Source organism: Pseudoalteromonas rhizosphaerae, assembly GCF_902498845.1.
In the GTDB taxonomy this organism is placed as follows: Bacteria; Pseudomonadota; Gammaproteobacteria; order Enterobacterales; family Alteromonadaceae; genus Pseudoalteromonas; species Pseudoalteromonas rhizosphaerae.
In genome coordinates this window covers 87,467-111,992 of record NZ_CABVLM010000007.1, presented here as the reverse complement: position 1 = coordinate 111,992, position 24,526 = coordinate 87,467, and the positions used below count along the sequence as shown (strand labels likewise).

At 37.9% G+C, this 24,526-nt stretch carries 19 protein-coding genes; all 19 read left to right on the top strand.

Annotated elements, in window-relative coordinates; translation table 11 throughout:
* The first annotated feature begins 397 nt into the window (after positions 1-397).
* The 19 genes from tagH to PSR9079_RS12320 all read left to right on the top strand — a co-directional run bounded on the left by tagH (position 398) and on the right by PSR9079_RS12320 (position 24,503).
* Positions 398-1,720 (top strand): type VI secretion system-associated FHA domain protein TagH, encoded by a 1,323-nt coding sequence (gene tagH / locus PSR9079_RS12410; protein WP_246175558.1) that lies wholly within the window; start codon positions 398-400, stop codon positions 1,718-1,720.
* A gap of 16 nt (positions 1,721-1,736) precedes the next feature.
* Entirely contained in the window at positions 1,737-2,201 is a 465-nt protein-coding gene (gene tssJ, locus PSR9079_RS12405) for a type VI secretion system lipoprotein TssJ (protein WP_149981878.1), read from the top strand.
* Between the two features lie 12 nt (positions 2,202-2,213).
* The gene (gene tssK, locus PSR9079_RS12400; protein ID WP_149981877.1) at positions 2,214-3,542 is read left to right on the top strand and encodes a type VI secretion system baseplate subunit TssK; all 1,329 of its coding nucleotides are present in this window, start codon (positions 2,214-2,216) and stop codon (positions 3,540-3,542) included.
* Between the two features lie 21 nt (positions 3,543-3,563).
* Positions 3,564-4,844, top strand: coding sequence for a type VI secretion system protein TssL, long form (gene tssL, locus PSR9079_RS12395; RefSeq protein WP_149981876.1), 1,281 nt, complete (start codon positions 3,564-3,566; stop codon positions 4,842-4,844).
* Positions 4,845-4,854: 10 nt separating this feature from the next.
* Complete coding sequence (tssM, locus tag PSR9079_RS12390) at positions 4,855-8,355, top strand: type VI secretion system membrane subunit TssM (RefSeq protein ID WP_149981875.1); 3,501 nt, start codon at positions 4,855-4,857, stop codon at positions 8,353-8,355.
* Positions 8,337-9,068 (top strand): type VI secretion system-associated protein TagF, encoded by a 732-nt coding sequence (tagF, locus tag PSR9079_RS12385; protein ID WP_149981874.1) that lies wholly within the window; start codon positions 8,337-8,339, stop codon positions 9,066-9,068. Before tssM ends, tagF begins: the two co-directional genes overlap by 19 nt.
* The gene (locus tag PSR9079_RS12380) at positions 9,061-9,855 is read left to right on the top strand and encodes a PP2C family protein-serine/threonine phosphatase (protein ID WP_246175557.1); all 795 of its coding nucleotides are present in this window, start codon (positions 9,061-9,063) and stop codon (positions 9,853-9,855) included. Before tagF ends, PSR9079_RS12380 begins: the two co-directional genes overlap by 8 nt.
* A gap of 197 nt (positions 9,856-10,052) precedes the next feature.
* On the top strand, positions 10,053-11,162 hold the full coding sequence (tssA, locus tag PSR9079_RS12375) for a type VI secretion system protein TssA (protein ID WP_149981872.1): 1,110 nt from the start codon (positions 10,053-10,055) through the stop codon (positions 11,160-11,162).
* A gap of 16 nt (positions 11,163-11,178) precedes the next feature.
* Complete coding sequence (gene tssB, locus PSR9079_RS12370) at positions 11,179-11,682, top strand: type VI secretion system contractile sheath small subunit (protein ID WP_149981871.1); 504 nt, start codon at positions 11,179-11,181, stop codon at positions 11,680-11,682.
* On the top strand, positions 11,679-13,169 hold the full coding sequence (gene tssC, locus PSR9079_RS12365) for a type VI secretion system contractile sheath large subunit (RefSeq protein WP_149981870.1): 1,491 nt from the start codon (positions 11,679-11,681) through the stop codon (positions 13,167-13,169). Before tssB ends, tssC (PSR9079_RS12365) begins: the two co-directional genes overlap by 4 nt.
* A gap of 36 nt (positions 13,170-13,205) precedes the next feature.
* Positions 13,206-14,732, top strand: coding sequence for a type VI secretion system contractile sheath large subunit (gene tssC / locus PSR9079_RS12360; protein WP_149981869.1), 1,527 nt, complete (start codon positions 13,206-13,208; stop codon positions 14,730-14,732).
* A gap of 2 nt (positions 14,733-14,734) precedes the next feature.
* Positions 14,735-15,505 (top strand): type VI secretion system accessory protein TagJ, encoded by a 771-nt coding sequence (locus PSR9079_RS12355; RefSeq protein ID WP_149981868.1) that lies wholly within the window; start codon positions 14,735-14,737, stop codon positions 15,503-15,505.
* A 17-nt stretch (positions 15,506-15,522) separates the two neighbouring features.
* Entirely contained in the window at positions 15,523-16,008 is a 486-nt protein-coding gene (gene tssE, locus PSR9079_RS12350; protein WP_149981867.1) for a type VI secretion system baseplate subunit TssE, read from the top strand.
* On the top strand, positions 16,005-17,831 hold the full coding sequence (gene tssF / locus PSR9079_RS12345) for a type VI secretion system baseplate subunit TssF (RefSeq protein WP_149981866.1): 1,827 nt from the start codon (positions 16,005-16,007) through the stop codon (positions 17,829-17,831). The genes tssE and tssF overlap by 4 nt, the downstream gene beginning before the upstream one ends.
* Positions 17,828-18,817: a type VI secretion system baseplate subunit TssG gene (tssG, locus tag PSR9079_RS12340; protein WP_149981865.1), complete on the top strand. Its 990-nt coding sequence runs from the start codon at positions 17,828-17,830 to the stop codon at positions 18,815-18,817. The genes tssF and tssG overlap by 4 nt, the downstream gene beginning before the upstream one ends.
* Before the next feature lie 22 nt (positions 18,818-18,839).
* Entirely contained in the window at positions 18,840-21,446 is a 2,607-nt protein-coding gene (gene tssH, locus PSR9079_RS12335; protein WP_149981864.1) for a type VI secretion system ATPase TssH, read from the top strand.
* A gap of 238 nt (positions 21,447-21,684) precedes the next feature.
* The gene (locus PSR9079_RS12330) at positions 21,685-22,164 is read left to right on the top strand and encodes an Hcp family type VI secretion system effector (protein ID WP_024032870.1); all 480 of its coding nucleotides are present in this window, start codon (positions 21,685-21,687) and stop codon (positions 22,162-22,164) included.
* A gap of 73 nt (positions 22,165-22,237) precedes the next feature.
* Positions 22,238-24,139 (top strand): type VI secretion system Vgr family protein, encoded by a 1,902-nt coding sequence (locus PSR9079_RS12325; protein WP_149981863.1) that lies wholly within the window; start codon positions 22,238-22,240, stop codon positions 24,137-24,139.
* A 7-nt stretch (positions 24,140-24,146) separates the two neighbouring features.
* On the top strand, positions 24,147-24,503 hold the full coding sequence (locus PSR9079_RS12320; protein WP_149981862.1) for a hypothetical protein: 357 nt from the start codon (positions 24,147-24,149) through the stop codon (positions 24,501-24,503).
* Positions 24,504-24,526: the final 23 nt, after the last annotated feature.

The window sequence follows — 24,526 nt, the reverse complement described above, 5'->3', positions numbered from 1 at the left end:
AAATCCTTTTATTGTATATAGTTAAATAATTGCAAAGGTAGCTTTTTGTAATCTTTATCAATATTCCCTTTGATTAGCCCACTATTTTTACAAAAATTAGCGCTATAAGCAATGCCTCTATAGCAGTACTTTTGGTAATTATATGTTTATTTTATTTGTTAGATATTATTTTAGATGTTATTTGTATTAAAAACAGAGTGGTAGAGAGGTTTTGTTGCTTTTAAATAGGAACATACACACTTAATTTTGCTGGCTTTAATAATTAAAATAAACAAAAAACAAGACTATATCATTAATGTTTTGTTGCTGTTTTGATTGACCCTCAAATAGTCCTATATATTAATTTCAATGTTGACAATAGTTTCTCTTCTAATTTATCCTAATGAAAATGTAGAATATGGGATTAACACGTCAAATGGAACTGATACTAAACATTACTAGTTATCATCGACTCTCGCCTGAAATTGAAGCATCTAAAACAGTAAAAGATTCACTTATATTTGGTCGCTCAGAAGCATGTGATTGGCATCTGCCAGATCCTGAAAAAATCATTTCCAGCAAGCATGGTCGTATCGAGCGGGACGGTGATTCATTTGTTGTGATTGATACTTCTACAAATGGTATATATTCAAACTATAGTGTTTCAGCCATTGGTCAAGGTAATAAACAAACATTATCTGATAGTGATATTTTAACGGTAGGCGATTTTCAAATTGAAGTGAAAATCTCAGCAGCGAAGTCAGTTGTTCCTGCTGCCGATGAGTTTAGTTCAGTAACCACTGCAAAAATAAACAACGCCGCTATTCAATCGCAACATTTTGATTCTAATGGTAGTAATTCAAATTCTGAGCATTTTTATAATGACTCGATTATGAATGAACCAATACCAGATGTTGCCATGACTCAAACTGTAGATTCACAATCGCAGAGCCATATCCCAGAAAATTGGGATGAGATCGCACATTTATTGAACTCTGAAATGGTTAATACTAGCAATCAACATGCAATAGCTAGTACAACTGAGCCTAAAATCGAAGTTCCTGCAGCTGTAGATATACAGCCAGAAGTCGCAAAGGAAGCTCATGTTTTGGCTCCTACAGTACAACCTAAGTTAGAAACAAAACCAATAGCGAATAGCGCAGGACTAACAGGCGCTTTTTTAAAAGGGCTCGGTGTCAAACCAGAATTGCAAAATGCTTTAACGACTGAAAAGTTATGGTTTGAAATGGGCCAAGGGCTAAACCTTCTTTTGACAGAGTTGATGGAATCGTTACGCCAAAGAGCATTGGTGAAAAATCAATTACGTGTGAATCAAACTATGTTTCAAACCCAGCAGAATAACCCAATTAAGTTTTCGGCAAATATAGATGATGTTATTCAGAACTTATTCATAATCAATAGTGCAAGCTTTCTATCTTCTCGGGAATCGATCAAAGAAAGCTTCATCGATACTCGTAGACATGAACATGCTTTATTAGCAGGAGCTGATGGTGTATTGAAAGGAATATTAGAGCAAGTTTCACCTTCTCACATAAATCAACAAGTGAATAATCACTCTAATATCTTGAAAATAATTCCTGGTCAATCTGAATCGAAAAGCTGGAAGTTATATCAAAACCTGCATGAAGAGTTATCACGTGACGTTAATGCTAAAGGTGCGATGGCATTATCAGATGACTTCCTCAAAGCATACAATGATAAAATTCAAGAAACTTTTTAAAAAAGGAAAGTAAATAATGCGTAACATTAAGCTCTACTTACTGAGTTTTAGTTTACTATTTTTGATAATGGGTTGTTCAACAATGAATCAGTTTGTCCCACCATCAACAGAATTAATCATTAATGTATCAGAAAACGTAAATCCTGATACTTCTGAGCGGCCGTCTCCGGTTGTTATGAAAATTTTTGAGCTGAGTTCAAGAACTATATTTGATACACAAGACTTTTTTAGTTTGTATGAGTCGCCTGAGAAGTTATTAGGCCCTGATTTACTTAAAAAAGATGAGTTAGAATTACAGCCAGGTTCAGTACAAAATTATGAGATGAGTCTTAATCGTAATACTCGCTTTGTAGGAGTAGTGGTAGCATATAGGAACATAGATCAAGCCAGATGGAGAGCGGTAATAGAAGTCGATCCTACCGGTTATGACGATATCGATGTAAATGTTGAATCAATTGCAACATACATGAGAGAGCATTAATAAGGATATAAAATGAGTGATACCACTCGTGTTGCTTGGACTGAAGGGATGTTCTTAAGGCCACAACACTTTCAACAATCAGATAAGCATTTTTCACATTTAATCAAACAAGTGTGTAATGGTAATTTAGCTGATCCTTGGGGAATTCTAGAATTAGATATTGACACTGAGCTGTTAAATACAGGGCAGTTTGCAATTGACTTTTTGTCGGCAATTACTCCTGACTTACTGCCAATTGATATGCCAAGGTCAACGTCATTACCTGAGCCGCTGGTTGTTAACAAGGACACCTATAATGAAATTGTTTATTTGGCAATTCCAGCACTTAAAGCCAGTGGTATTAATATCTCAGCTGCCGACGAAAACTTAGTTACTCGTTATAAGCTAACCGATTTGGCGGTAAATGATGATTCATTAGGCCCGCAATCACAGGAGACCATTCAGGTTGCAAAGATTTATAGCAAACTGGTATTAGGGTCAGATGATCACGCTGGATTTATACTTTTACCTTTGGCTAAGATCACTGAAGTAAGTACTGAAGGTAGGGTCAAACTTGATAGTAAGTTTATCCCTGCCTCGTTGAAAGTTGCGCAATGCAAGCCTTTGTTAGGATTAGTAAGAGAGATCGGCTCAATGATCAAACAGCGTTCAGAGAGTATTGCTGTGCGTTTATGTCAAGGTTATGCGGGCAGTACTTCGGTTGCTGATTTTATAATGCTGCAAACACTCAATAAATATGACGCGGTATTTGATAGTCTGTTAATGGTTAATAATTTACATCCAAATATTCTTTATACGCGCTTAATTGAGCTGTCGGGTGAACTGGCAACATTCAGTACAGCTAATAAACGAGTTCCAAAACTCCCTAAATATGAACATGATAATTTAGGGGCCGTATTTGGTGAAATCGTTAACTTCTTATATCAATCTTTAAGTCATGTGATTGAGCAAACAGCAACAGAAATTAAGCTTGAGCAAAGTAAATTTGGTATTTCCTTTGGTGCATTAAAAGATAAAACGATTCTTGATTCTGGGCAATTCATTCTCGCTATTAAAGCGAGTGTACCCCATGAAGAGTTACGTAAAGTTTTACCTTCTCAGGTTAAAATCGGTAGCGTTGAAACTATTCGTGATCTAGTTAATAACCAGATACCAGGTATAACAATCAGCAGTTTACCTACAGCACCAAGGCAAATTCCGTATCATGCAGGTTTCCATTACTTTGAGTTGAACAAGCATGGTCAGCATTGGGATAAGCTTCGCACAAGTGGTGGAATCGCCATTCACTTATCTGGTAGCTACCCAGAGTTACAATTAAGCCTTTGGGCTATACGAACTTAACTGTTAAAAGGAAGAGTTTCAATGGATGAAACCATTATCAAACCACGCCCTGGCAGACTTGGGCGTGACACATCAAATAACTCAAAAACAGCAACTGATCCTGAAAAGACAGTCATGTCTATTGAGCCGATATCAAATGCTGTTTCTAGTAATGCGAAAGTTTCTATTTTCAAAAACCCATTACTAGAAGCTGCTACCGATTGCTTTTCACTGGTTATATCGATCAACCAAGCTAAAGAAATGACAAATTTAGCCGCTTTGAAGCATCGCTGTGTTGAAGCGATTAAGCGTTTTGAGGTTGAAGTTAGAAACCAGGTGCTTCCCAAAGAAGTAATTGAAAATTCACGCTATTGTTTATGTGCAATTCTGGATGAATCAGTTTTAAACTCTAAGTGGAGTTCGATGGAATGGGCTGATGAGAGCTTGTTATCAACCTTCCATAAAGAAACCTTTGGTGGTGAGTATTTTTATACTCTATTGGATAATGCACTTGGGCAACCTGAGCAACATAAAGCGTTTTTAGAATTACAGTATCACTGCTTAAATTTAGGTTTCAAGGGTAAATACCGGGTTGATAGTGTTGGCGACAATAAAGTTGAAGAATACCGCTCTCGTATTTATCACTTATTAAATCAGTTAGATGGACCTATTAGCAACAAGTTATCACCTAATTGGAAAGAAAGAGTTGCAGCAGGCGTTGAACTTAGAAGTCAAGTACCTCTTTGGGTTATTTTTTCAGTTTTAGGTTTAGCATTATTAATTGTGTATTTGTTTATCAATATGAAACTTAATGACCAAGTTGTATTGGTGAATGAGAAGTTGGCGGTGATCCATCCATTAGCGCAAACGCAGAGTGTTGATAAAAAAGATCAGCAACTACAAGTGTTAGAACAACTTTTACAGACTGAGATTCAGATGGGGATTGTTTCTGTCGAGAAGAGCAATGATCGCATTCGGATCACTATCAATAGTGAAAGTTTGTTTAACCAAGGTGATTCAAAATTATTACCATCATTTCAGCCAATACTTGAAAAACTAGCACTGAGTTTAGAAGGCACAAAGGGGCGAATTTTAATTACAGGCCATACAGATGACACGCCTATTCGCACCGATAAATATCCCTCTAATTGGCATCTTTCTTTAGCTAGAGCAACCCAAGTTGCTAATTCTATGGCTAAAAGCACTAACCTTAGCGGCCGCTTGTGGCCTGAAGGTAAAGGTGCTGCCGAACCAATCGCTAGCAATTCAGATTCAGCTTCTCGGTCATTAAACCGACGAATTGAAATTGATTTATTATTTTAATGGGGTTGGAATGAACTTTTTACAGAAACTCAAATATTTACTTACATCGCGTACAGCAATCCTAATTATTGGTTTTAGCGCACTGTCGTTACTAATTTGGTTTGGCGGTCCCTTGATTGCCATTGCTGGTTATGTGCCACTGGCGAGTGTTGCCTCAAGATTATTTACCATTTTAGTGGTTATTCTTATTTTTGCGATCACGAAAATATACCGTTTGACTCGACAAAGTAAACGAGATGAAAAAATGGCTAATGAGTTAATCGACAGCGATGACTCAAACAGTAATGAAGTAAATGAAGAAATTACGACCTTAAAAACAAGAATGGGTGAAGCAATTGATTTACTTAAAGATGTAAAACTCTTTAAGGGGAAAAATATCTATCAATTACCTTGGTACATCATGATAGGACCACCGGGAGCAGGAAAAACAACGGTGATCAACAATTCAGGCTTGGACTATCCATTAAAAGATAAGCTTGGGGTTGATTTGATTCATGGTGTCGGTGGTACTCGAAATTGTGATTGGTGGTTTACTAACAAAGCTGTACTCATTGATACGGCAGGGCGTTACACAACTCAGAGCAGTCATGCAAAACATGACTCACGTGCTTGGGAAGGTTTTTTAGGTTTACTGCGAAAATATCGTCCATTACGACCAATCAATGGCGTAATGATCAGTATGGGTATCTCTGAGTTAATGAGCCAAACTAAAACAGAGCGAAACCTACATGCGCGCGCAATCAAGCAACGTCTACAAGAGTTACAAAATCAGCTAGGAATGACTTTTCCTGTCTATGTTATTTTCTCAAAAGTTGATTTAATCGAAGGTTTTAGAGAGTTTTTTGCCGAATTAAGTGAAGAAGAGTGTGAGCAAGTTTGGGGGGTTACTTTTGAACTTGATTTAGATAAGAACACTCAAGTTGATGCATTTAATAAAGAGTTTCATACACTTATAGCTAAGTTAACAGAGCTGCTAAATCGTCGTTTGATAAATGAACGGAATGAAGAAATAAGAGCGAAAATTTTTGAATTCCCAAGACAGCTTCGTGTATTGCAAGGTGTTGGTGATGCATTTTTGAAAGAAATTTTTACCCCTAATGCGTATGAAGAACTACCTATGTTTAGGGGGGTATACTTAACCAGTGCTACTCAAGAAGGAACACCGGCCAGCCTTTTAAGTGATGTAAACAACGCCAGTGGCAGCTACATAAATCAATCGAAGAGTTTTTTCATTAAAAATGTATTAGAAAGAGTCATCTTCCCTGAACAGAATTTAGCAAGTACCAACAAACACCATGATAAGCAAAACAAATGGTTACGCATAGCAAGTATCTCTTTGGCTTGTGCTTGTGTGGTTGGTTTTTCAGCATCATGGTATTTTAGTTATGCATGGAATAATAACCTTATCGCGGTCACTGAAGATGCAATTGAGTCGTATCAAGAAATAGATGCGGCATCCTTTGATCGCAGCAATGTACTGGTACTCAATGACAGGCTTAATTCATTACGAGCGCTCCCTGCGCGTAGTGATATTTTCAATAATGAGCAAGACTCATCATCAGTTGGCTTTAATAAATTAAATGAAATTAAGCAGTCGTCGAACGATGCCTACGACAGAGCATTACAAACGTTCTTGGCGCCTTTTATGCTTAATACCTTAACGAAAGAAATGGAAACTCATCCAGAGCACTTGAGTTATTTGTACGAAACATTGAAGTGTTATTTAATGTTGTTTCAACCCGAATATTTTGAGCGTGAAGATTTAATCGTATGGTTTGATGCATACTTAGAACGTGGTTTCCCCGGTGAGAAAAATACACAAACTCGACTTGATTTAATGGACCATATAGCGGCATTACTTGAAAAAGGTGTTGCCTATGAAGAAGTTGATAACCAAGCAGTTAAAATTGCACGTGCTGAACTAACTAAATTACCTATTGCTGAGCGGGCATATCAAAGACTTCAAGCTGACTTTCTCGATAGTAGTATTCCGCCATTTAGGTTGACAGATATTATTAGCTTTGAAAGTGCTCAAAAGTTTTCATTTCGCAATAACAGTGAGCTAACTCGTAGTATTCCTGGTTTGTACACGTTCAATGGCTTCCATGGCATTTTTAATATCGAAAAGAGTAAGATGCTAGGAAATTTAATGGCGAGTAGCTGGGTTTACGGGGAAGAAGCAACTGGAACGTATGATATCTCTAAAGATGAAATAGAAAAGAAATTAGAACAGCGTTATTTTCAGGATTATATCTATTATTGGCAGTCATTCCTCGATGACCTAAATTTAAATCAATATAGCTCTCCTGCTGAAGGGGTCAATATTACAGGTGTGTTAGCCGGATCAGAAGCCCCGATCAAAAACATCATTTTAGCGGTGCAGAAAAATGTTCAATTAACTCAATTACCAGTCTCTGAAAATCAAAAAGCTGCTGGGAAAGTTGCGGCTAATGCTGCTGAAATTGCGATGCAAACTAAGGCGAATAGAATCAAACGGTTCTTGCCTGACGAAGCGCCAAAATTTGATATCAAGCTACCAGGGTATCAAGTTGAAGAGGCATTTGAGGATGTACTTAAAATAGACGCTCAGCAGTTAGATAATATGCAAAAGAATCTCAGGGAGCTAAATGTTTATTTGACCAAACTTGATCGAGGCGATCAGTTGAAGTCCTCTATTAAAGATCAAATCAGCGGTAAAAGTAAGCCTAGCTTTATTCGCCAATTAGAGTTTCAAAGCCGTGATTTACCTTATCCATTTAATAGCTGGCTGTTAGATATTAGCCGAGATACCAGTAACATTACTAAAAATAGTGCCAATAGACACTTAAATGAGATTTGGAAAAGCAAAGTATTACGAGAATACAATGCAGCAATTGTTGGACGCTACCCGTTTTCACCTAATGCAGATAAAGAAGTGAATTTAAAAGACTTCACTCGATTTTTTGGACCTAGCGGTACGATTGATAGTTTCTTTAATAGCTATGTTGCACCTAGTGTTGACATGAACTCACGACCATGGAAGTTTGAAAAAGACATTGGTATCAGCCGAGATACTTTGGCAATGTTTGAACTTGCGAATCAAATACAGCTCGCATTTTTTGATGGTGGTAGCAGCACACCAAGGATTGAGTTCGGCTTGAAACCTTTAGAATTAGATCAAACAATCTCGAGTTTTATGCTTGAGATTGATGGTCAATCAATGACCTATAGACACGGGCCATTAAAAGTGAGTAATTTTGTTTGGCCTGGAGCCACAGGACAAAGTAAAACGCGCGTTGTATTTACTCCACCGAATGGCGGACGCTCAATAAATACCACTTACCAAGGTGAATGGTCGTTATATCGTATGCTTGATGAACTAAGCGCCAAACGAAGTAAAACACGGGAAGATCTGAAACTACACTTTGCGCTTATGGGTAATAACGCAAAAGTAGAGCTATTACCGAAGTCAATTAGGCATCCATTTTGGAATAAGAGTATAGAGAAGTTTTCATGTCCGACCCGATTATAAATATTGGCTATTTGGGTAAAGTCCCTAGTTTAGGTGACTTTGTTCAAGATAGTGTATCCAAAGAGTTCTCAGAACATTGGGAAAAATGGCTACAAGCTGCTATTGCTGTAAGCAAAGAGCAGCTTGGGGAGCTGTGGCAAGATAATTATTTAACTGGCCCTGTCTGGCATTTTGCTTTGTCAGCGAATATTGTTGGCGATAAGGGGGTTATGGGTACCTTAATTCCAAGTATGGATGCGGTGGGGCGTCATTATCCATTTACCGTAGCTAGTACACTAGAGTATGCACCTATTGATGTTTTAAACTCTGGCGTTTTTTCATTAGCTTATGAAGATGTTGTGCTGAAAGTACTTGATAATTCAGTTGATCTTTTCTCTTGGAGGAAAGAAGTTGCGAAAACCTTGAATGCAGTTCAGGGAACCCGTAAAGCGCTAACTTATTTTAATACCGCAGATAAAAACAAAACAGGCGAGGCATTTGAGTTTTCAGGTGATGAACTGACAGAGACGGTTTTACAAGATGTAATGCATGCTGCTTTGTGTAAGAAATATGGTGATTATAGTGTTTGGTGGACTCATGGCTCGTGCAATATAAAACCTATGATGTTGGTAACGGCTGGACTCCCCGCAATTAATCAAGTTGCAGCAATGTTGGATGGTAGATGGAAGCACTGGGAATGGAATTATACACAGGTAAAAAATACTGATGAGTAACTTGAGTACCAGTTATGCGATTACCCATCGCGGTGTTGTTAGGCAGCTGAATGAAGATGCCCATGTCGAAATAAACAGTCATAGTCTTTGGGTTGTTGCTGATGGTATGGGCGGCCATGAAGCGGGTGAAGTGGCAAGTCAGCTCGTCGTCGATACCATTAAAGCAACGGTTGAAGGATTGACATTTGAAGAGCTTAATGTGTCGCATATTGTCGTCGCTATTGAAAATGCAAACCGTCAATTAAATGAATACAGTGCGCAATATTTAGGGAGCAAAACTGCAGGTAGCACAGTGACCGTTTTGTTTATTAAAAATGAGCAATATTATGTGCTTTGGGTGGGTGACAGTCGAGCTTATTTGCTGCGCAATGGTCAGCTGCAGCAAGTTTCAAAGGATCATAGCCAAATTAACGATCTGATCGATGAAGGAGTTATTTCTATTGAAGAAGCGAAGGACCATCCATTATCTAATGTCATAACCCGTGCCGTGGGTGTTACACAAGAAGTTAACGTTGATGTGGTACAAAATGAAGTTAAATCAGGCGATATATTTTTATTGTGCTCAGATGGATTAACAGGCGAATTATCTGATAATGATATTCGCCGTTCATTAGAGCCAACGAGTATAATCGACTCTGGTATGGCACTTATGCATTCATCTCTTGTTAGAGGTGCGAAAGATAATGTAACCTGTATTTTGATTAAATATGATAAAGAGCTTAGTAATTATAAATCTCATTCATTTAATGTTCAGGATGAAGCTACAATCCCATTATTTACAAAGTAAATTTTTAGGTTTGTTTTTAATGGTTATATAATAAAAAAATAAATTAGTTTATAGACTTAGATATAATAAATAGGTTTGCTGTTTAATTAATGGGTGCAAACTAAAGTGTAACTAGGCTTGTATTTTCAAATAAAAAATGTAATATGAAAACCGCTTCACTTTGTTTGGTTTTTATGGACAATTATTAGGACAATGGAATGTTTGTTTTTGAAGAATATGTTTCCCCTATTTCAGACACTGAGATTGCAGGTATTGACCCGCGCTCAGACGTCACTCCTGCGTCTACCTATTTCGCGTTAAAAGATTTACGAAACCAATTACGTGCGGCAGAAAGAAATGCCCTTGTTGATGAAGAAGGCATTGCAACTTTAGCTAGAGACTGGTTGCCGTTGTTAGAGCAATCCAGCAAAGCCTTAAAAACAGAAAGCAAAGACATTGACTATTTAGCATGGTTTATTGAAGCATTGTGCCGCATACATGGCTTTAAAGGCTTAGCATTTGGCTTTCAAGTTGCCCATACCTTGCTCGATAATTATTTTGAATATTTATATCCAGCCCTTGATGCCGATGATGAAATTTCAGACAAAGTATCTGCACTAGTTGGTTTAAATGGTGTCGCTGGTGAAGGCACCTTAATTATACCGATTAAAAGTATAGCGTTGACAGAAAGTGTGAGTCTCGATTCATTTTCTTTTTGGGAATATCAACAAGGCTATGACATATCTAGGTTGAGTGAAGAGAAAAGAGACAAAAAGCTAACGCAAGGTGCTGTCGATTTTGAGCTAATCGAAAAAAGTGCAGCAGAGACGAGCACTGAATTTTTCGTAAATCTTAGAGACGATATAACAACTGCAATTGAGCAATTTGCAATATTAAGTGACGTACTAGATCGCGTTACAGCTCAGCCACAACCGACTTCTAATATTAAACAAGCATTGGAAGAGAGTTTAGCCGCTGTGAATCACATTGCCGCTGATAAACTCGCTGCCGCCCAAAAAGCGCAAGACTTAACACAACAAGTACAAGAAGTGGTGTTAGAAGATGGTGAGGTTACTTACAAACAAGTGAACAAGGTACACAATCTAGAAATTAACTCTAGAGAAAATGCCATTGAGAAACTGAAAGAAATAGCCTCTTATTTTCGAAAAACAGAGCCACACTCACCTATGTCTTACACCATAGAGCAGGTAATTCGATGGAGCGAATTGTCGCTACCTGAATTATTAAATGAATTAATTACAGATAGTGATGCTAGGACTGGATACTTTAAGTTGTCTGGCATTAAGATCAGCGAAACTGAAACATAAGTAAAAGGAGTTCTCAATGAGTATCCACGATAAATTAAAGCGAGTACGTAAGCCTCGAGTGCACATCACTTATGATGTGGAAACCGAAGGTCTTGCGGTAAAGAAAGAATTACCGTTTGTAGTCGGTGTTATGGGTGACTTTTCAGGTGATAATACTGATGCAATAAAACCACTAAAAGATAGACGATTTATTCAAATAGATCGCGAAAACTTTAATGATGTTTTAAAGCGTATGAGCCCGTCTTTAAAATTAAACGTAGATAATACGCTTAATGATGATGGTACTCAATTTGAAGTTAACTTGAACTTTAAATCGATTGATGACTTTGAGCCAGCAGCCGTTGTAAATCAAGTGGAACCGCTGCGTAAATTAATGGAAACGCGTAATAAATTACGCGATCTCATGACTAAAATTGATCGCTCAGAAGAACTTGAAAATGTTCTTGAAGAAGTTTTAAGTAACACAGCAAGTTTAGATTCAATTGCTAAGGAACTAAAATTAGAGGAGACTGAAAAATGAGTACAGAACAATTAAGTACTGAGTTAGAGTCAACTTCAGAAGTAACTTCTTCGTTATTAGAACAAGCTATTGGTGCTACCAAGCAAACGGATGCGAGCCGTGCACAAGAGTTACTGAGAACTTTAACTGAAGAAGCAATGAAAGGAACAGTCCAATGGAATAAAAACATGACTGTGACATTCAATGAAGCAATTCAGCTAATTGATCAAAAAATATCAAAGCAACTGAGTTTGGTAATGCACAGCGAGGAGTTTCAGAAACTTGAAGGTTCATGGCGTGGTCTACACCACTTGGTAATGAACTCTGATACGAGTTCAACCTTGAAAATTCGCGTGCTTAATATGAAGAAAAAAGAACTTCATAAAGACTTAAGTAAAGCGGTTGAATTTGATCAAAGCCAAACGTTTAAGAAGATTTATGAAGCTGAATTCGGCACGCCTGGTGGCGAACCATATGGCACGATTGTAGGCGATTTTGAGTTTACAAATCATCCTGAAGATGTTGAAACTTTAAGTTTAATGTCTAATGTTGCTGCTGCTGGTTTTTGCCCATTCATTTCAGCGTCGTCTCCTTCGTTATTCGGGTTTGACAACTGGGAAGAGCTTACTAAACCTCGTGACCTAGAAAAAGTATTCGAATCACTAGAGTACACCAAGTGGCGTTCATTTAGAGATAGTGATGATTCACGCTTTGTATCTCTCACTATGCCTCGCTTCTTATCTCGCTTGCCATATGGTGCAGCTTCTAAACCAGTTGAAGAATTTAACTATGAAGAGTTTGACGTTGAACATAAAGACGGCCGCTCTTTAAGCGCTGATAATAATGACTATTGTTGGAGTAATGCTGCGTATGCGATGGCTACAAATATGGCTAAAGCATTCTCTCAATATGGTTTTTGTACAGCAATTCGCGGTGCTGAGGGCGGTGGTAAAGTTGAAGGCTTACCTACGCATATTTTCACCAGTGATGATGGTGATCCGGATCTTAAGTGTCCTACCGAAATTGGTATTACCGATCGACGTGAAGCTGAGCTTAGTAAACTAGGTTTCTTACCGCTTTGTCATTACAAAAATACTGATTATGCGGTTTTCTTTGGTGGCCAAAGTTGTCAAAAACCACAGCTTTATTCGACCCCAGATGCTACAGCCAATGCTGCTATATCGGCACGTTTACCTTACCTTATGGCAACCTCGCGTTTTGCTCATTACCTAAAAGTAATGGCGCGGGACAAAATCGGTAGTTTTATGGAAGCTGAGGATGTTGAATCTTGGTTAAATCGCTGGATTTTATCATATGTGAATGCAACCGAGGGTGGTGGTCAAGACATCAGAGCACGTTATCCGTTAGCGGATGCTAAAGTATCTGTAAAAGAAATATCAGGTCAACCAGGTGTTTATAATGCAGTTGCGTGGTTACGACCTTGGCTACAAATGGAAGAACTAACCTCTTCTTTACGTTTAGTAGCTAAAATTCCTGAGATCGGTTAATTATCCGATCTCTAGCGTTAAGGATAATGCTGTAAAATGAATCATGAAGAGTTTTCATTTATAAATCAAGATGTTACTTTTTTTCAAAAGTCGCATTCTCGTATAAGTGATAATGATGCCTTACTTGACCGTTTTTTGAATGAAAAAAACTTAGATAAGGCCTTGTTGTTATGGCTTGAAGGCTCTTCTGATTCACCAATTACATGGAGTAAAGAATCCCTTAGTCCTTATTTACAAAAAGTTATCGTTGAACTCGATCAGCTCATCTCACACCAGTTAAATTTAATTATTCATCAACCACGTTTTCAAAAATTAGAAGCTAGTTGGCGTAACCTATGGTGGTTGCTGTTACAGACAGAGCAGTACGACAAAGAAAATAAAGTAAAAATAAAAGTATTGAACTGTGATTGGGCAACGCTTTCAAAAGACGTCAATAAAGCAATCGATTTTGACCAAAGCTTATTTTTTCAGTTGTTGTATCAGAGTGAATTTGATAGTGCCGGTGGTGAACCATTTGGAGTTGTAATAGGTGATTACGAAATCAGTAATATGTTTTCACAAGGGTCTATTTACAACGATATTGATACAATTAAAGAAATATCACGTACCGCGGCAGCAGCTTTTGCGCCTTTTATTTGCTCAGCTTCTGCAAATTTATTTGGTGCAGATAATTTTTCTGATTTAGGTTATCACTCAGATTTGTTTAATCAATTTGACCAACCTGAGTATATTAAATGGCAAAGCTTTAGAGCCATGGAAGAAGCGCGATTTGTAGGGCTTACCTTGCCCCATGTTTTAGTGAGGCCTCCTTACAAGAATGATGGTAAGCGTCATCAAGATTTTTATTTTAAAGAGCAAATTAATGACCCTGAAACGGATATGCTGTGGGGAAATGCTGCCTACCAATTTGTTTCAACAATTATTCGAGCTTACTGTGAAAGTGGCTGGTTTGGACATATTCGGGGCATGGAACCTGGTAAAGTATCAAAGGGATTAGTGACAGGGTTAGCTCAAGATAATTTTGCCAATGATATTTATCAAAAAGAATCAAAGCCGCCACTTGATTTACTAGTAACAAGTAAGTTTGAAAAGCAATTTTCGGAACTTGGGTTTATTCCAACGTCGTCCGTTACTAACACAGAACATATTGTTTTTTATAGTAATGCATCAGTTCAAAAAACAAAAAATTATGAATCTAGTGCAGCGAATATAAATGCGCGTTTGTCATCTATGTTGCAATATATTTTGTGCGTGTCTCGATTTGCTCATTATTTGAAGTTATTAGCAAGGGACCGAGTTGGTTCATATAACACAGCACAAGCATGTGAGCGCGATTTACAGGCGTGGATCAATAATTATACAACGGCGTCAGACTCCGCGTCTGAATATGTGAGAAGTAAGTATCCACTTAGTAATGCAAAAATAAAAGTAAGCGAGAATAAGGCAAATCCTGGTCACTATTTTTCAGTTTTGCAGTTACAGCCCCATTTTCAATTAGATCAGATGGTCTCCAGTATTAAATTAATAACAGAGCTCAGTCCTCACCATAAAATAAAGGAATAGTCATGAAAAAAATACATAGCCTCATACGCGAGGGGAAACTTGCTGAAGCTTTAGCTTTTTGCGCAACTGAGCTGCAAGATGAACCGTTAAACTTTGATATAAGAAGTATTTATGCGGAGTTACTTTGTATCAATGGTGAACTTGAAAAAGCCGATAAGCAGATTGACTTTATGGTGCAAAAGAATCCTGAGTTTGCCGTGGGAGCCGTAAATTTAAGGCACTTAATTCGTGCACAACAATCTAGAATCGATTTCTACCAAGGAAATGGAATCCCTAAACTGTTTCATGATGCAGATGAACTCGATACATTGTTCTTAAAAATGCATGTGGCTTTGCAAGAAGGTGAGATTGAGCAAGCTGCTGGGTTTGCAAAAGAAATGGAAGAATTAAGAAGCTCACAAGATGACGGCTCTGCAGCGCGTGATTTAGATGACACCTTAAGTCCATATTTAGAGTTATTAGGAACTAATGGTGAATTTTATCTTGCAAACTTTAATGAAATCGATTCATTAAAAATAGAGCCTGTAGAATCTTTACTTGAAAGCATTTGGTTAAGAGTTGAAGTAACCATTAATGGTGGCCCATCTGGAACAGCCCACATCCCACTTATCTATACTAATTCGGAGTCAGATCTTGAGAAGCTTGGTCAGGTTTCTGACTGGATAGAGCTTAAAGCTGAGTTTATGATAGGCAAAGGGATGAAAATGGTTTTTGTTAATGATGAGGCAATCACCATACCGAACTTACGAATAAACTCGCTAGAAACAGTGTAATTTAAAGTTAAATCATAATGATAGAGCATAAGCAACAGTTGCAAGCATCGATCCTTGATCGATTGATTGATGATGAGCCAAACTTTCAAGATGCGCCCTCTCGTACAGAAGGGATCACGATTAGTGAGCTTCGTAAAAATGTGCGCAGAGATATTGAAGCTTTGCTAAATGCCCGTATTCAATGGCACACCTGGCCTGCTCAATATAACGAGTTATCGACGTCCTGTTTATCTTATGGTTTGCCTGACTTTTCAAGTATGTCTGTGAGTTCTCATGAAGGACGGGCACTGTTATGCGAAACAGTCAGAAATACAATTTTAAAGTTTGAACCACGATTTTTAGAAGTCGAAGTATTTACAGATGAAGATGTGCCAATAAATAGGGTGCTTCATTTAAGGATCAATGCACTTTTGTACGCTGATCCTGAGCCTGAATTTATTAGCTTTGATTCAGAAGTAGAGCCTATAAACCTTGGCATGAAGATTATTGAGGCGTCATTATGAACGATGAGTTATTAAAATATTACAATCGTGAATTAGCATTTGTGCGTCACTTAGGTAAAGATTTCTCTGAAAAATACCCTAAAGTTGCAGGTCGCTTAAAGTTGAGTGAGGATCATATTGAAGATCCTCACGTATCGCGATTAATAGAGTCTTTTGCTTTTCTAACCGCTAACATTAGACAAAAGTTAGACGATAGTTTCCCTGAATTAACGGACGCTTTATTAGGGCAAATGTTGCCTGATTACCAAGCACCAATTCCGTCAATGTCCGTTGTTAAGTTAGAAGCTGAAAACTTATCTACAGCGGGGGTTGTTATTCCAAGAGCGAGTGAAGTTGAAACCAACGTCGAATCTATGAAGCAGTGTAAGTTTCAAACATGTTATGAAACTTACTTATGGCCCGTTGAAATTACCCATGCTCAATTTGATAACAGTCCATTTGTTGCACCTAAACCTCGTTGGCACGAGCGTGCTAAATCAATTTTCAAGCTTGAATTAACAGGTGAATATAAAGGTGTATCACTCGCTGAAACAGGGCTTGAAAAACTGAGAGTGTTTATCAATGGGCAATGGCATCACACGCTAAAAGTATATGAATTACTTTTTAAACATGCTATAGGCATAGCCATAGATAATGGTGAAGAAGGGATTAAGTATTTATCAAAAAACCAATTAAAAGCTGTTGGTTTTGAGTCGCATGAAGCGGTTGTTCCTTACTCACAGCGCTCATCTGGTGGTTATCGTTTACTTGTTGAAAATTTTACGTTTCCTGAAAAATTTCGCTTCTTTGAAATTGATGGCATAGGAGCTGCGTTACCAAAGCAATCAAATCGATGTGAAATTTATATTTACCTCGATACCGAGTCAAGTGAGCTTGAAAAACAAGTCGATAACAACATGTTTTTACTAGGCTGCACACCAATAATTAATTTGTTTGAGCAAGAGCTTGAACCGATTCGGCCACAAATAAGCGAATATGAATACCAATTAACACCTCGCTATATGGATTCAGAAATCTCCGAGGTGATTGCCATTTCTGAAGTCATTGCGTTTGATCACAAAGGTAATAAACAAGTGGTATCACCTTTCTATGGGCAAACCCATCCAAAGTATCAAGGTCATAATGATTTATTTTGGCATATTCGCAGAGAAACTGCTTCTTGGGCTGGAGGCTACGTAGAGTCAGGTACTGAAACTTTTATGTCACTTGTTGATGCTACATTTGAAAACAGTGCATTGGAATATGGTGAAGGTAATTCTGTTTTAACGGTAAGAGCGAAATGTAGTAACAGAAACTTGCCCGCTAGCATGCCATTTGGTGATGACGAATTGGGTTTATTAATGCCAGAGCGCGGCGATGTGATAAAAAAAATTCGTTGCCTCACTCCTTTTACTCATGCGGTTCGACCTATTTTAGCTGATGCAACAAGATGGCAATTAGTAAACCATTTAACTTTGGATACATTCAGTGGTGAAGATGCCTGTAATCGATTAAAAGAAATTTTGCGGCTTTATGACTTTAGGGCGACGCCGCAAAGTAAAGGCATGATTGATAATATCTATCGGTTAAAAATAGCGCCTTCAACAGCAAGAGTTGTGCAACAAGGACGCGTTAGTTTTGCCACTGGCAGTGAAATTGAAATCACATTTGCCAATGACGATTTCTCTGGTAGCGGTATGTTTTTCTTTGCTGCGATTTTAGACCATTTCTTTGCACAATTTGCTGCAATTAATAGCTTTACGCGCCTTAGTCTTAGATTAAAAGAGCAGGAACAGATTTATTATCAATGGCCTGCACGAGTTGGAGATAATCCACTTTTATGATCAAGCATTTAATTTCTCAAGCCTCACAAATTGATTTTTATAAAGCTGTTTTTATCGTTGAAAAGCAGCTTAAAAAGCGCGGTTTAGAGTACCGTCATGTGGGTTATGATAGTAGCCCTAAATTGGAGTTGATCAAATTTACGGCAACGCAAAAATTTGGCTATCCAGGTAATGCAATTACCAAGCTTGAAGAAATTGGCTTTGAAGATGGCTTACATAAAGTGCATATGCAAGTCTCGTTTATGGGTTTAACAGGTTGTTCTGGCGCGTTACCTCAGTTTTATAGTGAATTGGTAATGCAGCGTTTACGGTATAAAGATACTACGATGCGTGATTTTTATGACATGTTTAATCACCGCTTAGTCTCTTTGTATTACCGTGCATGGAAAAAATATAAGCCGTCGCTTAATCATACCAACAGTGCTCGAAATAAAGATCCCTATACACAAATTCTAGGCTTGTTGAGTGGTGGTTATAATGAGCATCAACTTTATTTTGCCGGTTTATATAGCCGAAAAATTAGAAACGTATTTGATTTAAAGAATATTTTAGCATCATATTTAGATTGCCAAGTCACCATTAAGCAAATGGTTGGTCAGTGGCACAATTTAGATGCGCAAGAGCAAACGTGTTTAGCGAGCCAAACATTATATGAGGGCCAACATGCTCGCTTAGGCATAGATACAATGCTAGGTAAAAAAGTATGGGATACATCGTCGAACATTGAAGTAAATATTGCCACAGATGATCCACAGAAGGCCAAATTATTACTACCAAATGGAACCTTATTCAAATTAGCTAACAAAATTATTAAAGATTATGTGGGTAATGCCATTAATTTTCGTTTAGTCATTGAGTCGCACTTTGAAAGCTTAGGTTCCGCAACGCTAGCACAGAGTAATTGTCAGCTAGGAGCGAATAGTTTCTTAGCGGTAGCGCATGAAAAATTAAAATCAAACCCTACTAAGTTATCGTTTAAGGGATAATTAAAATGAAAAGGAACAGAGTATGTCTTCGATGACACTGAATAAATTAGTTGAAAAACTGAGTCCCGATTGCAGAAAAAGCCTTGAAGCGGCTGTTGCAATTTGTAATAGCCGTAGCCATTTTACGGTTGAACTTGAGCATTGGTTACTAGCCATGGTAGAGCAACAGCTTGATGATGTTAGGCTTATTTTTGGTTCATTTGATATCGATGTTGATCAAGTGAAACAGGATTTAAATCAGTCGCTTGAGTCTTTCAAAACAGGGAGTCAGTCTTCGCCTAGCTTATCTGTGCATGTTACGAGTCTATTAAGGCAATCTTGGTTAAGTACAAGCATAGAATTTACAGATCAGCAAATTCGCAGTGCATATGTTATTTATACATTAACGAAAGACGATACGCTATCCAGTTTGGTTACCCGCTGTAGTAAGTTATTTAATAAGATTGATCCTGGGCAGCTACTACACGCCTGGCCTGAAATTGTGGCGCAATCACAAGAGCGAAATCAGGCAGCACAAAATGCTACAGCAACACAAGCAAGTACTAATTCTAAAACGCCAAATCTTGAGCAATTTACCGTTGATCTCACAGCACAAGCACGTGCAGGTAAAATAGACCCGATTTTGGGCCGTGATTTTGAAATTAGACAAATGATCGATATTTTGACCCGTCGCCGTCAAAATAATCCCATTTTAACCGGCGAAGCTGGGGTTGGTAAAACTGCTGTTGTAGAAGGGCTGGCACTTAGGATTGCGCAAAAAGATGTACCAGCGGTCCTACAAAATGTAAAAATTCATAGCTTAGACTTAGCACTATTACAAGCCGGTGCCGGTATGAAGGGCGAGTTTGAGAATCGCTTAAAATCATTAATTAATGAAGTTAAGAACTCCGCTGATCCTGTTATCTTATTTATCGATGAAGCACACACAATGATCGGTAGTGGTGGTCAAGCAGGTCAAAATGATGCTGCTAATTTATTAAAACCAGCACTAGCACGTGGTGAATTACGTACTATTGCTGCAACCACATGGGCAGAGTATAAAAAGTTTTTTGAAAAAGACGCCGCGCTGACTCGTCGTTTCCAAGTTGTTAAGGTCGAAGAGCCAACTCCAGAAAAAGCGGTTGCGATGTTACGAGGTTTAGTCCCTGTGATGGAGCGCCATCATAAAGTATTTATTTCCGAGCAGGCGCTGGAAAGTGCTGTTCACCTTTCGCATCGATATATCACTGCCAGACAATTACCAGATAAAGCCGTTGCACTTTTGGACACTGCTTGTGCCCGCGTTGCGATGAGCCAAGCGTCTACACCTAACACTATAGAGCAATTAGTGAATCGCCTGAGTGTGATTGAAACGCAAATTAAAATGTTAAATCGTGAGCAAAAAACGGGCTTAGATCATTCGCAGCAGTTAGATGATTTAAAAGCAGAGCTAATTAGTATTGATCAGCAATTACAGCCACTCAATGAGCAATTTAAACTCGAGAAAGAAATTGTCTCAGAATTAAATCAAACGCTTGAACTTGTTAATACACAAGAGCAAGAAGCCTCTCAAGAAATGCTTGAGTCATTAAAGCTCAGTAAAGAAAAGCTCGCCGCGTTTGAGCAAAATATGGTGCACTGGCAGGTCAGTGAAGAGCTTATTGCACAAGTGATTTCAGACTGGACAGGTATTCCTGTTGGTAAAATGCATGAAGACGAAATTCACGGTATTTTAAACTTAGCATCACACATGAAACAGCGTGTGGTTGGACAAGATCATGCTCTTGACTTAATTGCTAAAGTTGTTCAAACCTCTCGGGCACAGCTTGCCGATGAAAGTCGTCCTAATGGTATATTTATGCTCGCCGGTCCAAGTGGGGTAGGTAAAACTGAGACCGCTTTATCACTGGCGCAGGAAGTATATGGCAGTGAAGAAAATGTCACTGTTATCAATATGTCTGAATTTAAAGAAGAGCATAAAGTTTCATTATTATTAGGCTCGCCTCCTGGATATGTTGGCTATGGTGAGGGTGGAATTTTAACTGAAGCCGTGAGAAGAAAACCATACAGTGTCGTGCTGTTAGACGAAATGGAAAAAGCGCATCCAGGTGTGCAAGATATCTTCTATCAAGTGTTTGATAAAGGCACCATCAAAGATGGCGAAGGCCGTGATATTGATTTTAAGAACACCATTATCATTATGACCTCAAATGTAGGCACAGATACCACCATGAGCCTATTTGAAGACGAAGAAAGTAAGCCAAGTATCAAAGGATTAGCAAAGGCTCTACAAGATGATTTACTTACTGCTTTCAAACCTGCATTTTTAGGCCGTATCAATGTAATTCCTTATATTCCATTAAGCGATGATATCCTTACTGAAATTGCAGCGATTCAATTGGCAAAAATAATCAAACGAGTTGATAAAAATTATAATGCTGAGTTGACTTATAATGATGACGTCATAGATTATATTGTTGCTAACTGCCAAAATGCAGGGTCGGGTGCTAGAAATATTCATACAATATTGCAAAATAAAGTGTTACCAATGCTTTCAGAAGCCCTACTTTTCAGTATGATAGAAAATAACGAAATAAATAATATATTGCTGAAAGTTAAAGATAATGAATTTGAGCTTAATATTAATTAAAAATAATTCAATAAATAATCGCTAATAAGGTTGTTTATTAAATTTTATGGCATTATAATTTTGGTGCCTTAAATCACTACATGGAATTTTGAGACATTGTCTTCGTCTAAGGAAAGGATTTTTAGGGCCTTTTCATTGCAGTATTAGAGATAATGATTTCAAAGGAAGTTTTGGGAAACCAAAGAAAAGAATCCAGGCTAAATGGATAACATTGTTTAATAAAAAGGAGCATTATCAAATGCAAGCAAATACATATTTAAAGTACGGTTCAATCAAAGGCGAAACAACTGCGGAGTCTTTTAAAGATTTAATTACAGTATTATCTTTAGATTGGAACGTAAGCCGTGAAATTAGTGCTGCGACTGGTACAGCGATGGACCGTGAGTCAAGCTCTACTCGTCTTGGTGACGTAACAATTACTAAACTTCAAGATAAAGCATCTCCGGATCTTTTCAAAGAAGCAACAATTGGTAAAGGTCTTCCAGCTATTTTCCATATCACTAAGCAAGGTGATAAAGTTGAAGAAATCATGAAAATCGAACTTACAGATGCGATGATTTCTAGCTATTCAGTATCGGTACAAAACGATCGTCCAATTGAAACAATCACTATCAGCTACACAGAAATGATGATGACTGTTACTCCAACTGACGACAAAAATAACATTACTGCTCCGCTTGTATATGGTTACAGTGGTGTTAAAGGTCAACAAATGTAATATTTGTTGTCTCGTAATGGCTCTGGGCTTTGCTCAGAGCTTTTTTTGATCTTTAGGATGGGAAAAGCAAGGAATGCAAAAAGCTACACAAGATAAAAACGTAATTCAAATTAGCACCCCTGCTGGTAAAGATGCCCTTTATTTAACTCGCTTTGTTGCCCAAGAGGCAATGTCTGATTTATTTGTTATGTCAGCTAACATGTATACAATTGGCCAGCAAATAGCTCACGAAGACTTAGTCGGTAAACCCGTATCCATTAAAGTAAAAAATGTTGATGGCGGTGGTGAGCGTTATTATCACGGTATTGTTAGTCACCTTGTGTCAAATGGCAGCCGTACAGCCGATATTGACGAACAAAAAAATTATATTGATTATCAAGCAACGATTGTTCCATTTGCCGCTTCGATGCGTAACCGTAAGAACAGTCGCATCTATCAGAAAAAAACAATTAAAGATATTTTTGCTGATTTATTTGGCCAGCATAGCGTCGCTTTTTCAGATAAAACCAGCAAAACCTACCCAAAATACGAATACTGTGTTCAGTATCAAGAATCTGATTTTGATTTTATTCAGCGCTTACTGCAGCAAGAAGGCATTTTTTATTTTTTCGAGCATAGTAACAGCGCGCACACACTTGTTTTAGCTGATGATATTACTGCTTATGAAGTCTGTGATGAAAGTAAAGTTGTATATTCAACAGGTCACTTAAGCGCATCGCATATTTCACGTTGGCAAGGAGGCTTAAGCTTAGCTCCTGGTAGCTTTAAGCGTGTTGGTTATGATTTTAAACAACCATCAAGATACCCTGATGGTGAGCAAGCTAATCCAGAGCTACCAACACAATCAGTCTCTGAAGTGTTCGAATATACAGGTGAAGCTGAGTGTCACCCTCGGGCCGCAAACTTAGCCTCAGTCCAATTAGAATCGCTACAACGCGATATGAAACTCTCAAGTGGCCGAAGTGATTGCCGCTCTTTTACTGTTGGTAAATTATTTAGTTTTAAAAAGCACGAAGATCCGAGATTAGAAGGTAAAACATTTGTTATTACCTCGATGATGACATCAATCACAGTGCCAAACCAGTCCGGTGCACAGCAGGTTAGTGTAGAAGAAGTGTATTCAAACCATTTTGAATGTGTACCAAAAGAGATTCCATACAGAGCACAAGTTAATAAGAAAAAGCCTGTAATTAATGGGGTTCAAACTGCAATTGTTACTGGCGATAGCGCTGATGAAATCATGATTGACCAATATGGTCGTGTGAAAGTGCAATTTGATTGGGACCGTGAAGGTAAAAAAGATTCCAAAAGTTCATGTTGGATCCGTGTTGCCCAAAACTGGGCTGGCAAGAAGTGGGGCGCATTTTTCTTCCCCCGTGTAGGGCAAGAAGTTTTAGTTGATTTTATAAATGGCGATCCTGATCAGCCAATAATAAGTGGCGCTATTTATAATGCTGATTTAATGCCTCCTTATGCGCTACCCGCTGAAAAAACACAAAGCGGTATTAAAACACGTTCAACCAAAGAAGGCGGAGCCGATAACTTTAACGAACTGCGTTTTGAAGATAAAAAGGGCAGTGAGCTTGTTTATATACAGGCGGAAAAAGATAAACAACTGTATGTTAAAAACGACCAAAATGACAAAACGGATAATGATCATAATGTTGAAATTGGTAATGACAATAAGGTGCTTATTGGCAATGACCGTAAAGTAGACGTTGGCAATAACGACACCTTAAATGTAAAAACTAATCGTGTAAGTGAAATTGGTGATAACGATACAGTTAAAGTTGGCAAAACATTAAATATTGAAGCGGGTGATGAAATTGTTATAAAAACGGGTTCTGCGCAAATAAAAATGAGCAGCAGCGGTAATATTACAATTGAAGGTACCAATATCGATATTAAAGGCAGTAATATCAAAGTTGATGGCAGTGCTATTACATTGTCTGCTGGCATGATCAAGTTAAATTAGTGCAAATATGGAAATAATCAACGGCTTTAAATCAGGGGTTAGAAGCGGGATAAGCAATAATGGACATGTTGTATATTGCCGCTATGGTCTGCCTCATTTAATTTGTTTACCAATAAATAGACCAGATGATCCATTGCTTAACCCTGCGTTAAGTCATTTAAAAGCATTAAATGGTTATTACGCAAAGCAGTTTTTTGTTAATTTACATCCAGCTTTAAATGGTGCAGATATAGTATCTGTTTTATATCAGTATGTAATGCAAAGTTCGGTTGCACTTGCTGATTATAATCAAGCTGAATTAATAGAGCTATTATCTATTTTAACTTCACAAAGTAAACTGTTAATTATTCCTTTATTTGAATAATACAGTACTGTAAATGCAATAAT

Bases quoted from the DNA above. Each gene is read 5' to 3' on its own strand.
- tagH (WP_246175558.1), top strand. From the start codon at position 398: ATGGGATTAACACGTCAAATGGAACTGATACTAAACATTACTAGTTAT.
- tssJ (WP_149981878.1), top strand. From the start codon at position 1,737: ATGCGTAACATTAAGCTCTACTTACTGAGTTTTAGTTTACTATTTTTG.
- tssK (WP_149981877.1), top strand. From the start codon at position 2,214: ATGAGTGATACCACTCGTGTTGCTTGGACTGAAGGGATGTTCTTAAGG.
- tssL (WP_149981876.1), top strand. From the start codon at position 3,564: ATGGATGAAACCATTATCAAACCACGCCCTGGCAGACTTGGGCGTGAC.
- tssM (WP_149981875.1), top strand. From the start codon at position 4,855: ATGAACTTTTTACAGAAACTCAAATATTTACTTACATCGCGTACAGCA.
- tagF (WP_149981874.1), top strand. From the start codon at position 8,337: ATGTCCGACCCGATTATAAATATTGGCTATTTGGGTAAAGTCCCTAGT.
- PSR9079_RS12380 (WP_246175557.1), top strand. From the start codon at position 9,061: ATGAGTAACTTGAGTACCAGTTATGCGATTACCCATCGCGGTGTTGTT.
- tssA (WP_149981872.1), top strand. From the start codon at position 10,053: ATGTTTGTTTTTGAAGAATATGTTTCCCCTATTTCAGACACTGAGATT.
- tssB (WP_149981871.1), top strand. From the start codon at position 11,179: ATGAGTATCCACGATAAATTAAAGCGAGTACGTAAGCCTCGAGTGCAC.
- tssC (WP_149981870.1), top strand. From the start codon at position 11,679: ATGAGTACAGAACAATTAAGTACTGAGTTAGAGTCAACTTCAGAAGTA.
- tssC (WP_149981869.1), top strand. From the start codon at position 13,206: ATGAATCATGAAGAGTTTTCATTTATAAATCAAGATGTTACTTTTTTT.
- PSR9079_RS12355 (WP_149981868.1), top strand. From the start codon at position 14,735: ATGAAAAAAATACATAGCCTCATACGCGAGGGGAAACTTGCTGAAGCT.
- tssE (WP_149981867.1), top strand. From the start codon at position 15,523: ATGATAGAGCATAAGCAACAGTTGCAAGCATCGATCCTTGATCGATTG.
- tssF (WP_149981866.1), top strand. From the start codon at position 16,005: ATGAACGATGAGTTATTAAAATATTACAATCGTGAATTAGCATTTGTG.
- tssG (WP_149981865.1), top strand. From the start codon at position 17,828: ATGATCAAGCATTTAATTTCTCAAGCCTCACAAATTGATTTTTATAAA.
- tssH (WP_149981864.1), top strand. From the start codon at position 18,840: ATGTCTTCGATGACACTGAATAAATTAGTTGAAAAACTGAGTCCCGAT.
- PSR9079_RS12330 (WP_024032870.1), top strand. From the start codon at position 21,685: ATGCAAGCAAATACATATTTAAAGTACGGTTCAATCAAAGGCGAAACA.
- PSR9079_RS12325 (WP_149981863.1), top strand. From the start codon at position 22,238: ATGCAAAAAGCTACACAAGATAAAAACGTAATTCAAATTAGCACCCCT.
- PSR9079_RS12320 (WP_149981862.1), top strand. From the start codon at position 24,147: ATGGAAATAATCAACGGCTTTAAATCAGGGGTTAGAAGCGGGATAAGC.